Genomic DNA, 12,873 nt, shown 5'->3' on the forward strand with positions numbered 1-12,873 from the left:
GCGATGCACAAACGGGTCACGTTCACGGGCTTCGAGGGCATCTCGCTCGCGGCAGACGTCTACGGCGACGACGCGGCATGGCCCGTTCTCATGATGCACGGCGGCGGCCAGACGCGGCACGCCTGGGGCAACACCGCGGAGCTGCTCGCGCGCGCGGGTTGGCGCGCGGTGTCGCTCGATCTGCGCGGCCACGGCGACAGCGCGTGGGCGAAGAATGGCGACTACTCGTTCACGAGCTTCGGCGCGGACTGCATCGCGGTGTGCGATGCGCTGGGGAAGCCGCCCGTGCTCGTGGGAGCCTCCCTCGGTGGCGTCTCGGCGATCCTCGCGGAGGGCAACAGCGACCGCGTCGTCTCGTGCGGGCTCGTGATCGTCGACGTCACGCACCGCAACAACCCCGAGGGCATCGACAAGATCAAGCACTTCATGATGTCGGGCCTCGGCGGCTTCGCGTCGCTCGAAGAAGCCGCCGCCGCGATCGCCGCGTACACGCCGCACCGGCGGCGCAGCCCGAATCCCGAGGGCTTGAAGAAGGTGCTGCGCCAGCGCGAGGGCCGCTGGCATTGGCACTGGGACCAGGCGTTCATGCAGCGCAAGGGCGTCGAGGTGCCCGCGCCGGACTTCGGCGATGTCTTCGAGCTCGCGCTCGCGCGCATTCGCGTACCCACGCTGCTCGTGCGCGGGAAGCTCTCGGATGTTGTTACGGAAGAAGGCGTCCAGGACTTCCTCGCGAAGATTCCCGGCTCGAAGCTCGCCGACGTGAGCGACGCCGCGCACATGGTCGCCGGCGACCAGAACGACGCGTTCTCGAGCGCGGTGATCGAGTTCCTGGAGAACGAAGTGAGACCGCAGCTCGCGCGCGGCTGACCTCAACCCGGAGACGAAGGGGTCAGGCCCCGGTGTTTCCACGATTCACGGAGACTGCATGACGACCACCTATCCGCTCCCCCACGCCTCGCTCGACCTCACTGGCCAAGTCGCGTTCGTGACGGGCTGCTCGGCCGGCCTCGGCGTGCGCTTCGCGAAGGCGCTCGCGGCGGCGGGCGCGAAGGTCGCGATCACGGCGCGGCGCAAGGATCGCCTCGAAGCGCTCGCGCAGGAGATTCGCGCCGCGGGCGGCGAGTGCGAGCCGATCGCGCTCGACATGCAGGACCCGAAGCAGATCGTCGCGGCGGTCGATCGAGCCGAGCGCGCGCTCGGGCTCGTCACGATTCTGGTGAACAACGCCGGCATCCCCGACGCGCAGCACGCCGCGAAGATGTCGCTCGATCTCGTCAACGCCGTGTTCGACACGAACCTGCGCGGCCCGTTCATCCTCTCCTGCGAGGTCGCGCGGCGGCTGATCGCCGCGAAGCAGCGCGGGCGCATGGTCAACATCTCGTCGATGGGCGCGTTCCGTTATCAGGGCGGCGGCGGCGCGGCGCTCTACTCGATTACGAAGGCCGGCATCGTGCGCATGACGGAAGCGCTGTCGGCAGAGTGGGCGGGCTTCGGCATCAACGTGAACTGCATCGCGCCGGGCGCCTTCCAGTCCGAGATGATGGACGGGATGCTCTCGCGCATCGGTGACATCTCGAAGGGCTTCCCGCGCAAGCGCGTGCTCGATCCCGCGCTGATGGACTCGACGCTGCTGTATCTCGTCGCCCCGTCGTCGGAAGCCGTTACGGGCACCACGATCAAGATCGACGACGGGCAGGGGCCGAAGTAGCGGGGAGGGCCACGTGGCCGAGGCAGCGCGCGCACCGAGTCTCGAAGAGCTCGCGCAGCGCGCGACTGCGGCCGTGCAGGCGCGCTTCGCGCGTGCGCGCGTCGGCGGCGTGACGCCACTGCTCGGCGGCACGTCGAGCCTCACGTACTCGGCAGAGCTTCAGCACGCGAGCGGCGATCGCCGCGTCGTGATCAAGGTCGCGCCGCCCGGGGTTCCCCCCGTGCGCAATCGCGACGTGCTGCGGCAGGCCCGCGTGCTTCACGCGCTCGTCGGCGCACGCGGAGTGGCTGCGCCCGAGGTGTTAGGGGAAGACGCGGGCGCGCCGGTCGCGATTCCGCCGCTGTTCGTGATGTCGTTCGTGCCGGGCGAGTCCTACGAGCCGTGCCTCACGAGCGCGGAGCCGAGCGCGACACGCGCCCAGCTCGAAGCGCGCTACTTCGCGGCGGCGCCCATGCTCGCGGCGCTGCACGCCGTCGCGCCGAGCGACGCGCGCATCGCGAGCGAGCCGGTGCAGGACCTCGCCAGCGAGCTCGCGCGCTGGCAGAAGGCGTTCGCCTCGTGTGAGGACGACCTGCGCGCGAACGAGAACGAGGTGCACGCCGCGCTCGCGAGCGCGCTGCCAGAGGAGGCGCCCGCGCGCATCCTCCACGGCGACTACCGGCTCGGGAACATGCAGTGCGAGGGCGAGCGCATCGGTGCGCTAATCGACTGGGAGATCTGGTCGCTCGGCGACCCGCGACTCGATCTGGCGTGGTTCCTGTGGAACTCGAATCCGGCGCACCCGAGTTGCTCGCGAGCGAACGCCCCGGCGCCGGCGCAGGCCGCGTTGGTCGCCGCGTACGAAGAGGCGACGGGCTCGCGAGCGCGCGATCTCGGCTGGTTCGGCGCGCTCGTGCGGTACAAGCAGGCCGCCGCGAGCGCGCTGATCGCGAAAAACACGCGCAAGCTCGCGAAGCCAGGCGTCGACGCAGCGCGCACCGCTGCGCTGATCCCGCGGCTCCTCGAGTCCGCCCTGAAGGAGTTAGGCAAGTGAATCGCCTCAACCACGTGAAGATCGTGTCCACCGACCCGGAGGCCGTGGACCGCTTCCTGCGGCTCGTCGCCGAAGTGCCCGCGGGCTGGCCGCTCGGCGATCAGGGCAAGCGCGCGCCGTCGCCGCCGAGTCCGTCGCTCGCGATCGCCACGCTCACGAACGACGAGGTGTTCAAGTTCCGCGGCGCGAGCGAGACGAACGGCTTCATCGTCGGCGACGAGAAGTCGCGCCAGTTCCAGATTCTGCGCGGCAACGCCTCGCGCATCTGGGGCCTCGCGATCGGCACCCGCGATGTCGCGCGCGCGCACCGGCTGTGCCTCGAGCACGGCTTCGAGGCGTCGCCGATCGAAGTGACGCCGTGGAGCCCTGGGCAGCAGGTGCGCTTCTTCTTCGCGAAGGCGGGCGGCGTGATGTTCGAAGTGATGAGCGTGGAGCGCTCAGGCAGTTGATGCGCTGACGCCTCCCGCTGGCCGCGCTACCCAGCGCGCCTCGCCGGAGGTGCGCATGTTCATCGGTCTCAGTCCCGAGCAGGAGGCGCTGCGCAAAGAGCTGCGCGAGTACTTCGACAAGCTGCTCACGCCGGAGGTGCGCGCCGCGCTCGTCGCGGAGCACGGCACCGGCCCGCGCACAAAGGCGGTGCGCATGCAGATGGCGCGCGACGGCTGGTTCTGCTTCGGCTGGCCCGTCGAGTACGGCGGCAAGGGCGCGAGCGAGATCGATCACTTCATCTTCTTCGACGAAGCGATGCGCGCGGGCGCGCCGGTTCCGATGCTCAGCGTCAACACGGTCGGGCCGACGCTCATGCGTTACGGCACGGAGGAGCAGAGGGCGTTCTTCTTGCCGAAGATCGCGTCGGGCGAGAGCGAGTTCTGCATCGGCTACTCGGAGCCCGGCGCGGGCACCGACCTTGCGTCGCTCAAGACGACCGCGATTCGCGACGGCGATCACTACGTGATCAACGGCCAGAAGACTTGGACCAGCCTCGCGAAGGACGCGGACTTCATCTGGCTCGCGGTGCGCACCGATCCGAACGCCGCGAAGCACGCGGGCATCTCGATGATGCTCGTCGACATGAACACGCCGGGCATTCGCGTCGATCCGCTCGACCTGCTCGTCGAGCACAACATCAACCAAGTCTTCTTCGACGACGTGCGCGTACCCGCGAACCGGCTGGTCGGCGGCGAGAACAAGGGCTGGAAGCTGATCACGAATCAGCTGAACCACGAGCGCGTCACGCTCTGCAGCTCGGGCGTGCTCGAGGGCGCTTATCAGGCGGTGAAGACGTACGCGGAGGAGACGAAGCTCCCCGACGGCCGGCGCGTGATCGACGAGGAGTGGGTGCAGGTGAACCTCGCGAAGGTGTACGCGGGCCTCGAGTTCCTGCGCCTCATCAACTGGAAGGTCGCGTGGTCGGCGTCGAAGGGATCGCTCTCGCCCGCCGATGCCTCCGCCACGAAGGTATTCGGCACCGAGTTCTACCTGGACTCGTTCCAGCTGCTGATGGAGATCCTCGGCCCGCGCGGATACCTGACGCGCAGCTCGCACGGCGCCGCCGCCGCGGGCACGCTCGAGAGCCTCTATCGCGGGCTCATGATTCTCACTTTCGGCGGCGGCGTGAACGAAGTGCAGCGCGACTTGATAGCGCTCTTCGGCCTGCGCCTCCCGCGCATCCCGCGCCACTGACTCGAGGTTGAACGTGGACTTTGCCTTCTCGGACGAAGAACAGGCGGTCATCGAGCTCGCGCGCAAGATCCTGAGCGACGGGGCGACGCCGAAGGCGCTGCGCGCGCTCGAGTTATCAGGCAGCGTGCGCTTCGATCGCGGGTTGTGGAAGCAGCTCGCCGAAGCCGGGCTCGTGGGCGCAGCGATCCCGGAGGCGCTCGGCGGCGGCGGGCTCGGCTTCCTCGCGCTCGCGGGCATCCTCGAAGAAGCGGGGCGCAGCGTCGCGCCGGTGCCGCTGCTCGAGACCGCGGTGCTCGGCGCGCTGCCGATCGCGCAGTTCGGGAGCGCGGTGCAGAAGGAGCGCTGGCTCCGGCGCGCCGCACGCGGAGAGGCGGTGCTCACCGCCGCGCTCGTCGAGCCGCACCGCGAGCCCGCGAATCCCGGCACGCGCGCGGAGGCCAAGGGCGCGCGCTTCGCGCTCACGGGCGAGAAGCTCGCCGTGCCCGCGTGCGAGATCTCGGACGCGGTGCTCGTGCCGGCGGCGCTCGCGAACGGCGCGGTGGGCGTGTTTCTCGTAGAGACGCGCGCAGCGGGCGTGTCGCAAACGCCGCTCACGACGACGAGCCGCGCGCCCGAGTCGGAGCTCGTGCTGCGCGGCGCGGACGCGGAGCTGTTAGGGACGGCGGAGCAGGGCGCCGAGATCGTGGCGTGGATGCAGCTGCGCGCGACGGCCGCGCTGTGCGCGATGGCCGCGGGGGTGACACAGGAAGCGCTGCGCCTCACCGCGGAGTACACCAAGACGCGCAAGCAGTTCGATCAACCCATCGCGACGTTTCAGGCAGTCGCGCAGCGGGCTGCCGACGCCTTCATCGACACCGAGGCGGTGCGACTCACGGCGCTCCAGGCGGCGTGGCGCATCGACCGCGATCTCCCTGCCGAAGCCGCCGTCGCGACGGCGAAGATCTGGGCCGCACAGGGCGGCTCGCGCGTGACGCGCGCCGCGCAGCACCTCCACGGCGGCGTCGGCGTCGACCGCGAGTACCCGCTGCACCGCTACTACACGACGGCGCGCCAGCTCGAGCTCACGCTCGGCGGCGCGACGACGCAGCTGCGTGCGCTGGGCAAGCTGATCGCTCGTGGGGCGGCGTAGCGGCGCCTGCGCCTGCGGCGCTCGCCGGTCAGCGGATGGCGGTGGTTTCTTCCTCGAGCAGCGAAGACAGCCAGCGCTGTGCAGCCTCGCTCAGTCCGCCGAACTGAAGTGCGAACTGCTTCGCGTCGCTCCACACGACGTGGCCCGTCAGGTCGACGGGTTTTCCCGCGCGGCGAACGACGCTCAGGCGCACCTCGTCGCCCGGCTGCACGCCTGCGCCGGTGGCCAGCACCTTGGCCCAGCCTCGCGAGACGTCGAGGAGCGTGCCTTCGCGGGACTCGACCCCCGCGGCGAGCTTGACGTCGAAGCGCACGCGCAGGCGGTCGTCTTGACGCTTGTCGATCATCGGGAGACTCCGCCTCGCTTGACGGCCCTTTCGGCACGGCGGCGGGGATGCTTGACGTGCCACGCACTCGTGCCGCCGGCGGCCTCAGCGCGACTGCGCGTTCTCTTTCGTAAGCACCTCTCGACCGTCGAGCGTGCGGATCTCGCGCCCCAGCTCCCGTAACAACTCGACGCTGTACGTGACGCGGCCGGTGAAGCGCGCGTCGCAGGTCGCGAGCGCGAGCGCAGCCTCCGCCATCGCCTCGACGGGCTCGATCATCTCGGGCTCGATCCACTTGTCCGCGCCCGTGAGCCGCACGGCGGCCGTAATCACTGCCGCGACGGGAGCGAGCGTGTTCACCGCGATGCCGGCGTTCGAGAGCTCCGCCGCGATGCCGAGGCTCAGGCGATTCAGCGCGGCCTTGCTCGCGGCATACAGGTGAGCGCCGCCGGTCTGCAGGAACGCGTTGTAGGGCGCCTGCGGCAGCTCGGCCGTCGCGGAGGAGATGTTCACGATCCAGCCGCGACCCTTCGCGCGCATCTCGGGCGCGACGAGCTGACACAGGTGCAGCGGCGCCTCGACGTTGGACCCGAACGTCAGCGCGAAGTGCCGCGCGTTGAACTTCTCGAACGGGCGGTAGGGACCACCCGCTGCGTTGTTCACCAGGATGTCGACCGCGCCCAGCTCCTTGCGGCACGCCTCGATCATCGCCGCGCGCGACTCGGCGCTCGTCACGTCGCCTTGAATCGCGACCGCGTGTCCGCCCGCGGCCGCGATGCGCAGGGCGGTTTCGCGCAGCGAGCCGGGCTCCGAGCCGAGCGGCGCATCGAGGCTGCGCGCGGTGCAGGCGACGCGCGCGCCCGCGGCGGCGAGGCGCTCCGCGATCGCCGCGCCGATGCCGCGGCTCGCGCCCGTGACGAGCGCGACGCGCCCCGCGAGCTCGTTCGAAGCAGTCGCCACGCGAGATCCTCCCCGAAGAGCGCGCACAGTAGTGCGGGAGCGCACGCGAGCGAGCGATACCGTGCACGAGCGAACGGAGGCGGACATGAGCGCGACGACCGTGACCACGAAGAGCGCACCTGCGCCGATCGGCCCCTACTCGCAGGCCGTGCGCGCGGGCGACACCGTGTACCTGTCGGGCCAGATCGCGCTCGACCCCGCGACGGGCCAACTCGTCGCCGGCAGCGTCGCCGCCGAAGCCGAGCGCGTGTTCGCGAACCTCGCGGCCGTAGCCGAAGCCGCGGGCGGCTCGCTCGCGAACGCGGTGAAGCTGACGATCTACCTCACCGACCTCGCGAGCTTCGGCGCCGTGAACGAGGTGATGGCGCGCGTCTTCCGCCCGCCGTTCCCGGCGCGCGCGACCGTGGGCGTGAAGGACCTGCCGCGAGGTGCCGCAGTCGAGGTGGACGCGGTGCTCGTGCTGGGCTGAGCGCGGCAAGCGAAGCGGCATCGGAGCCTCGGTGCGCGGACCCGTGCATCCGCCCGACGCCTCTCAGTACTCGTCGCGCCGCTTCAGCCACGCCATGCCTTTGCCGTCTTCATCGCGACCCTTCGGCACGAGGTCGAGCAGCTGATACGCGGGGTTCAGCGCATCGAGGCCGCGTGTGAAACATTGATAAGTGAGGAAGATCTCGCCCGCGGCGTTCTTCGCGAACACCGAGATGCCGGGCGCTTCCTCCACCATGAATGGCGCGGTCCCGAAGTTGTAGACGGGCGCGCGGCTCGCGATCTCCTCGGGCGTGATCGAGACGCCGAAGTCGCGGTTGAAGGTGCTGCCCGCGGACGAGACCCACTTGAAGCGCCAGCCCATGCGCGCCTGATAAGCGCGCAGCTTCGCGAGCGGCGCGATCGAGACGGTCACCTGCGCGACGTCGCGCGCGGCGAGGTGCGGGACGATGCCGTCGTAGCCGTCAGCCCAGAACGAGCAGCTCTTGCAACCCGCCTCCCAGCTCGCGGGAAACATGAAGTGGTAAACGAGCAGCTGGCTCCGGCCCTCGAACAGCTGCGCGAGCGATTCGCGCCCGCCCGCCGTGTCGAACGCGTACTCCTTCTCGACGCGCAGCCACGGCAGCGCGCGCCGCGCCTCCGCCAGCCGGTCGCGCTCGCGCGTGTGCGCTTTCTCCTGCGCCATGAGGGCTTTGCGCGCGTTCAGCCAAGCATCCCGTGACACCGCACGGTGCCCCTCGAAGTCGCTGCTCGCCATCGGGTTCCTCCTCGGGCGTCGCCTCCATGCTGACGCGCAACGCCTCGTCCGCGCGACAGAAATCTTCGGCGCTGGGCTACCTCGGCGGCGACGCGGAGGTGCAGGCGATGGAGGTGGGAGTCTTTCAGGGCGCCTCGATCGGGCCGAAGCCGTGGGACGCGTCCGAGCCCGCGCGCCTGCGCGGCGACATCGAGGTCGGCATTGCGGCCGATCGCGCCGGCTTCGACACGTTTTGGGCGCCCGAGCACCACGCGCTCGAGGAGTACTCGCACAGCTCCTCCTCGCACCTCTCGTGCCTCGCGGTGGGCGTACAGACGAGCCGCATCCGAGTTGTTACGGGCATCATGAACCTGTGCCCGCCCGTCAATCACCCCGTGCGCGTGGCGGAGCAGATCGCCCTGATCGACGTGCTCACGAACGGCCGTGTCGAGCTCGGCACGGGGCGCGGCAGCGGCAGCACCGAGGTCGAGACGTTCGGCGTGAGCCCCGACGAGACGCGCGCGATGTGGGAGGAGGCGCTGCGCGCGATCCCGCAGATGTGGACGCAGGACTTGTTCCGCTGGGACGGGCGCTACTTCAACGTGCCCGAGCGCACGATCCTCCCGAAGCCCGTGCAGAAGCCGCACCCGCCGCTGTGGGTGACCGCGTCGAACCCTGGCACGCTCGAAACCGCGGGCCGCATGGGCATCGGCGCCGCGATGTTCAACTTCGCGGACCCCGAGCAGTCGCGGCCGCTGGTCGCGCGATACAAGGACGCGGTCGCGAAGGCCGAGCCCGTCGGCGCCTTCGTCCATGACAAGGTCATGACGATCGCCCCCGCGTTCTGCCTCGAAGACGGCGACGAGGCGCGCGCCCTCTACGCGAAGTACGAGACCTTCGCCGAGCCGCACTTCGCCACGTACTTCGACACGATCCCCGCGAACGCGGAGAAGCTGCGCGGCGAGCCGCACCCGATCCCGCAGTCGCGCCTACGCGAGATCATCCGCGAGCGCCGCGCGCAGCCGAACGCCGACACCGTCGTCGCGCGCGGCAGCATCGACCCGCAGTTCCTGCACGAGAACGGAATCTGCGTCGGCAGCCCGAAGGAAGTGATCGCGACGATGAAGCGCTTCGCCGCGGTGGGCTTCGATCAGCTCGTCGTGGTGCCTGTGATCGGCTGGCACATGCCGCAGGCGAAGGTGCTGGAGTCGCTTCGGGTGATGGGGGAGAAGGTGTTGGGGGCCGTGCGGACGACTTAGAGGCGCTGGCGTTGCATTGCGGACAACGTCTCTTCATCGATCGGCACGTCGACCACCAGGGATTTAGGGAAGCGCTGCATAAGAGCACTCTTGCCCGCGCCCCTTGGTCCTACAACAAGAACTCGCTTACCCAACGCACCAGCTAGACCGGCCTCGTAGTGTACCCAAGAGGATCGCATCGAGTTCTCAGTCGCAATCACCACGACAGTATTCGCGCTCTCGATCTGCTCTCGAATTGCACTTCGGACGTCATCACCAGGCGACAGGTCCTTTGCTGGGTCGAACGTGAATGCGTCGCCCTTCAGGAGTCCGCGCTTCCTCAGAAACCGCGCAATGGACTCAACAAGCTTTTGGTCGTTGCGCGAATAGGAGAAAAAGACCCTATCTCTCATGGTTCTTACGCTCCGTGACAATGGCCCCGATTTCGTCGATCACGCGACGCCACTCGGTCGAAGGGCTGCATTGGCCTGAGAGTACGAGGGGAGGGACATTTTTCGTCGCTGTCTCCAAGTCGGCGAACGAAATGTGATGCAGCATGACAAACGTCGGGACGCGGAAAGCATCTGCGTAGGCCAACTCCATCCATTGCGTCGCTCCGCCATCGAGAGTCGCAGGTGAGATCAGGAAGATGGTCGCCACGGAGTGCTCGACTTGGGCACGCAGGCGCGTTGCGATCTCACGTTCGTCGGAACCTTGGTCACGTTGGAACGTCCATCCCTTCACACGCTGATCACGGAGCACGCTCTCGAGCGCGTATTGGAGCAGGCTTGCTTCAGCCGCGTTGTGCCCCGAGTAGGAGATGAAGACCTGCTGTTACATTCAAGACCCATCCGATTCGAGCCTTAGCTCCGAGGCGAGTGCCCGCGGGGCCCCACCGCCATCCCCATGATCGCCCGATTCCCCCGGCTCCACAGCACGGTCAGCCTCACGCCGCACAGCTTCCAGCCGCTCGACGTCTTCACGAGCTCATCCGTGTAGTACCCGCCGAGCGTGAACTCGGCGTCGCCTTGCTTGTTATGGAGGAAGTGCGCGGCCTGCATGTACATCACGCACGTGGCGCGATCGCCTTCGATGCGGACGCGCGGGTTGGTCATGGTGTGCTGCGTGGCGTCGAGTCCTTCGAAAAGCGGCTGCACGCCCTTCACCCAGTCGTCGGCGCGCACGCGGCGCGGCGGGATGCCGTCGTAGGAGGAGAAGTCGACGTCGATCTCGTCCGTGAAGATCGAGCGGTAGAGCGGCCAGTCGCGCGAGTCGATGCCGGTCGCGTAGCAGTAGATCGTCTCGACGATTTGGGTGCGGTCGTCAGTCATCCCGTCAGGTCCTCGTGGTTCTTCGCGCCGGAGCGACGCTTGCGGCCCCGTCAGCGCGGGCGCCGGCGGCGCGTGAGATCGTCGAGCCCGGGGTTCGCGACCGCGGTGTCGCGGCGATCGAGGCTCTCGCCGGGCGGCACGATCGCGTCGATGCGGTCGAGCACATCGGGCGTGAGGCGCACGCTCGCGGCGGCGAGGCTGTCCTCGAGCTGCGGCATCGTGCGCGGGCCGATGATCACGCTCGAGACCGCGGGGTGCTCCGCGGCGAACGCGGTGGCGAGGTGCGTGAGCGGGAGGCCCGCGTCGGCGGCGAGCGCGGCGAGCTGCGCGACCACCTCGTGCTTGCGCGCGACTTCCGGGCGCGCCTCGTCCCAGCGTCCGGTGCGGCCGAGCGGGCTCGAGGCGCGGCTGCCCGCGGGCGGCGCGGCGCCGCGCTGGTATTTGCCCGAGAGCCAGCCGCCATTCAGCGGCGCGTACGTGAGCACGCCGATCCCTAATTGCTGGCACGTCGGCAGCACGAACTCCTCCACGCCGCGCGCCATCGCGGAGTAGAGGCACTGCTCGCCGCGCACGCGCGCGAGGGCGCGGCGCTCGGCGACGCCGTGCGCCTCCATCAGCACGTTCGGCGGCGTCGCCGACATGCCGAGCATGCGGATCTTCCCCGCGCGCTGAAGATCGGTCAGCGCCGCGAGCGGCTCCTCGAGGTCGGCGCGGTAATCGCGGCGGTGGAGCTGATACAAGTCGATGTAGTCGGTCTCGAGGCGGCGCAAGCTGTCCTCGACCGCGCGCAGGATCCAGCGCCGCGAGCCGCCGCCATGGTTGGGATCGCCGCTCATCGGAATGAAGCACTTGGTCGCGAGCACCACCGAGTCGCGCCGCCCCTTCAGCGCCTTCGCGAGGATCTGCTCCGACTCGCCGCGCGAGTACGCATCCGCCGTGTCGACGAAGTTGATCCCCGCATCGAGCGCGCGCTGCGCGATCCGCACGCAATCCGCGTGATCCGCATTCCCCATCGGCCCGAACATCATCGCGCCGAGGCAAAGCTTGCTGACCTGAACGCCCGTCCCCCCGAAAGTCCGGTACTCCATCACGCGCGCCCTCCATTTCTCTTCCACGTCGAAGCCTAGACCGACCGCGCCGTAGGCAGGCACCGCCAGAGCGACCTCGCTGACGAGCTCTCCTCACCGCAGGTCGGCCGAGGCCGCAAGCGAAGCGCGCAGCACCGGGCGAGTCTTCGAGCCCGATGCGAAGTAAACCGGGAAAATCCGCCGACGCGCCTCGAAGCGTGCGACGACCTCGACAACCAGCACGCGTCGGCGGACCGGAGTTGCCCGCCTGTCAAAGTCCCGATGTACCGTGCCGCTCATGAACAACCTGACCGGCAAAGTGGTGGTGGTAACCGGAGGCAACTCCGGCATCGGCTTCGGCATGGCCGATGGCTGCGCGAAGGCGGGCGCGGACATCGCCGTGTGGAGCCGCCGCGCGGATCGCAACGCCGAGGCGTGCGCGAAGCTCGCGAAGCACGGGGTGCGCGCGGTCGGCATGGTGTGCGACGTCGGGAGCGAGGCGAGCATCGTGTCGGCGACGAAGGACACGCTCGCGGTGCTCGGGCGCATCGACGCGTGCGTCGCCTCCGCCGGCGCGCCCGGCTACTCGAAGTCGCTGCTCGATACGACCCTCGCCGACTGGCATGGCGTCACGCGCGTCAGCTTCGACGGGCTCTTCCTCACATTTCGCGAGTGCGCGCGCGCAATGATCGAGCGCGGCGAGGGCGGGGCGCTGGTCGCGGTCTCCTCCACGTCGGCGATTCACGGCGCGCAGCGCAATCACGCCTACGCCAGCTCGAAGACGGGCCTGCTCGGCCTAACAAGGGCGCTCGCGGTCGAGCTCGCGCGTCACAAGATTCGCGTCAACGCGATCCTGCCGGGCTGGACGATCACCGAGATGGCGATGGGCGGGTACCAGAACGAGAAGTTCCGCACCGTGACCACGAACCGCACGCCGGTGCGGCGCTGGGCAGAGCCGAGCGAGTTCGAGGCGGTGGGCGCCTACCTGTGCGACCCGAGCCTGACGTTCCACACCGGCGACTCGCTCACCGTGGATGGCGGGTACACGATTTTCTAGGCGCAACGAACGGGAGCACCAACCACAAGCTGGAGGAGAGCGGATCAGCTGCGACGCGAAACGTCGGCAGCTGCATTCGCCAAGCGAGAAGCACCTGCGACCGGGTTCCAGCCGGCGCCG

At 69.2% G+C, this 12,873-nt stretch carries 15 protein-coding genes; 9 read left to right on the forward strand and 6 right to left on the reverse strand.

What is annotated here, in order from left to right; genetic code table 11:
- Nucleotides 1–3: 3 nt before the first annotated feature.
- From FJ091_18950 to FJ091_18975, 6 genes are read left to right on the forward strand one after another with little or no spacing between them, the layout of a single operon-like run.
- Nucleotides 4–867 (forward strand): alpha/beta hydrolase, encoded by an 864-nt coding sequence (locus FJ091_18950; protein MBM4385437.1) that lies wholly within the window; start codon nt 4–6, stop codon nt 865–867.
- 58 nt (nt 868–925) lie between these two features.
- On the forward strand, nt 926–1,708 hold the full coding sequence (locus tag FJ091_18955; protein ID MBM4385438.1) for an SDR family NAD(P)-dependent oxidoreductase: 783 nt from the start codon (nt 926–928) through the stop codon (nt 1,706–1,708).
- Between the two features lie 13 nt (nt 1,709–1,721).
- Nucleotides 1,722–2,741 (forward strand): phosphotransferase family protein, encoded by a 1,020-nt coding sequence (locus FJ091_18960; protein ID MBM4385439.1) that lies wholly within the window; start codon nt 1,722–1,724, stop codon nt 2,739–2,741.
- The gene (locus FJ091_18965) at nt 2,738–3,190 is read left to right on the forward strand and encodes a hypothetical protein (protein ID MBM4385440.1); all 453 of its coding nucleotides are present in this window, start codon (nt 2,738–2,740) and stop codon (nt 3,188–3,190) included. The genes FJ091_18960 and FJ091_18965 overlap by 4 nt, the downstream gene beginning before the upstream one ends.
- Before the next feature lie 55 nt (nt 3,191–3,245).
- Nucleotides 3,246–4,424: an acyl-CoA dehydrogenase family protein gene (locus FJ091_18970; protein MBM4385441.1), complete on the forward strand. Its 1,179-nt coding sequence runs from the start codon at nt 3,246–3,248 to the stop codon at nt 4,422–4,424.
- Nucleotides 4,425–4,437: 13 nt separating this feature from the next.
- Nucleotides 4,438–5,553, forward strand: coding sequence for an acyl-CoA/acyl-ACP dehydrogenase (locus FJ091_18975; GenBank protein ID MBM4385442.1), 1,116 nt, complete (start codon nt 4,438–4,440; stop codon nt 5,551–5,553).
- Nucleotides 5,554–5,581: 28 nt separating this feature from the next.
- Here FJ091_18975 and FJ091_18980 read toward each other — a convergent pair whose 3' ends face one another.
- A complete protein-coding gene (locus FJ091_18980; GenBank protein ID MBM4385443.1) occupies nt 5,582–5,899 on the reverse strand; it encodes a PilZ domain-containing protein in 318 nt (105 codons plus the stop codon).
- Between the two features lie 84 nt (nt 5,900–5,983).
- Entirely contained in the window at nt 5,984–6,925 is a 942-nt protein-coding gene (locus FJ091_18985) for an SDR family NAD(P)-dependent oxidoreductase (protein ID MBM4385444.1), read from the reverse strand.
- Between FJ091_18985 and FJ091_18990 the strand changes: the two genes are divergently transcribed.
- Entirely contained in the window at nt 6,924–7,307 is a 384-nt protein-coding gene (locus tag FJ091_18990; protein ID MBM4385445.1) for a RidA family protein, read from the forward strand. The genes FJ091_18985 and FJ091_18990 overlap by 2 nt on opposite strands.
- A 63-nt stretch (nt 7,308–7,370) precedes the next feature.
- On the opposite strand, the gene FJ091_18995 is transcribed toward FJ091_18990, so the two are convergent.
- A complete protein-coding gene (locus tag FJ091_18995) occupies nt 7,371–8,081 on the reverse strand; it encodes a DUF899 domain-containing protein (protein MBM4385446.1) in 711 nt (236 codons plus the stop codon).
- Between the two features lie 26 nt (nt 8,082–8,107).
- On the opposite strand from FJ091_18995, the gene FJ091_19000 reads away from it, so the two are divergent.
- Nucleotides 8,108–9,319: an LLM class flavin-dependent oxidoreductase gene (locus FJ091_19000; protein ID MBM4385447.1), complete on the forward strand. Its 1,212-nt coding sequence runs from the start codon at nt 8,108–8,110 to the stop codon at nt 9,317–9,319.
- Here the strand turns inward: FJ091_19000 and FJ091_19005 are convergent.
- The 3 genes from FJ091_19005 to FJ091_19015 all read right to left on the reverse strand — a co-directional run bounded on the left by FJ091_19005 (nt 9,316) and on the right by FJ091_19015 (nt 11,717).
- Nucleotides 9,316–9,711, reverse strand: coding sequence for a TIR domain-containing protein (locus FJ091_19005; protein MBM4385448.1), 396 nt, complete (start codon nt 9,709–9,711; stop codon nt 9,316–9,318). The genes FJ091_19000 and FJ091_19005 overlap by 4 nt on opposite strands.
- A gap of 450 nt (nt 9,712–10,161) precedes the next feature.
- Complete coding sequence (locus tag FJ091_19010; protein ID MBM4385449.1) at nt 10,162–10,629, reverse strand: nuclear transport factor 2 family protein; 468 nt, start codon at nt 10,627–10,629, stop codon at nt 10,162–10,164.
- A 50-nt stretch (nt 10,630–10,679) separates the two neighbouring features.
- Complete coding sequence (locus FJ091_19015; GenBank protein MBM4385450.1) at nt 10,680–11,717, reverse strand: aldo/keto reductase; 1,038 nt, start codon at nt 11,715–11,717, stop codon at nt 10,680–10,682.
- Between the two features lie 277 nt (nt 11,718–11,994).
- Between FJ091_19015 and FJ091_19020 the strand changes: the two genes are divergently transcribed.
- Complete coding sequence (locus FJ091_19020) at nt 11,995–12,753, forward strand: SDR family oxidoreductase (protein ID MBM4385451.1); 759 nt, start codon at nt 11,995–11,997, stop codon at nt 12,751–12,753.
- The last annotated feature ends 120 nt before the right edge of the window (nt 12,754–12,873 follow it).

This window comes from Deltaproteobacteria bacterium (assembly GCA_016875395.1).
GTDB lineage: Bacteria > Myxococcota_A > UBA9160 > UBA9160 > UBA6930 > VGRF01.

Coding starts and splice junctions, on each gene's coding strand:
- FJ091_18970 (MBM4385441.1), top strand. CDS start 3,246: ATGTTCATCGGTCTCAGTCCCGAGCAGGAGGCGCTGCGCAAAGAGCTG.
- FJ091_19000 (MBM4385447.1), top strand. CDS start 8,108: ATGCTGACGCGCAACGCCTCGTCCGCGCGACAGAAATCTTCGGCGCTG.
- FJ091_18955 (MBM4385438.1), top strand. CDS start 926: ATGACGACCACCTATCCGCTCCCCCACGCCTCGCTCGACCTCACTGGC.
- FJ091_19020 (MBM4385451.1), top strand. CDS start 11,995: ATGAACAACCTGACCGGCAAAGTGGTGGTGGTAACCGGAGGCAACTCC.
- FJ091_19015 (MBM4385450.1), bottom strand. CDS start 11,717: ATGGAGTACCGGACTTTCGGGGGGACGGGCGTTCAGGTCAGCAAGCTT.
- FJ091_18950 (MBM4385437.1), top strand. CDS start 4: ATGCACAAACGGGTCACGTTCACGGGCTTCGAGGGCATCTCGCTCGCG.
- FJ091_18995 (MBM4385446.1), bottom strand. CDS start 8,081: ATGGCGAGCAGCGACTTCGAGGGGCACCGTGCGGTGTCACGGGATGCT.
- FJ091_19005 (MBM4385448.1), bottom strand. CDS start 9,711: ATGAGAGATAGGGTCTTTTTCTCCTATTCGCGCAACGACCAAAAGCTT.
- FJ091_18980 (MBM4385443.1), bottom strand. CDS start 5,899: ATGATCGACAAGCGTCAAGACGACCGCCTGCGCGTGCGCTTCGACGTC.
- FJ091_19010 (MBM4385449.1), bottom strand. CDS start 10,629: ATGACTGACGACCGCACCCAAATCGTCGAGACGATCTACTGCTACGCG.
- FJ091_18990 (MBM4385445.1), top strand. CDS start 6,924: ATGAGCGCGACGACCGTGACCACGAAGAGCGCACCTGCGCCGATCGGC.
- FJ091_18985 (MBM4385444.1), bottom strand. CDS start 6,925: ATGTCCGCCTCCGTTCGCTCGTGCACGGTATCGCTCGCTCGCGTGCGC.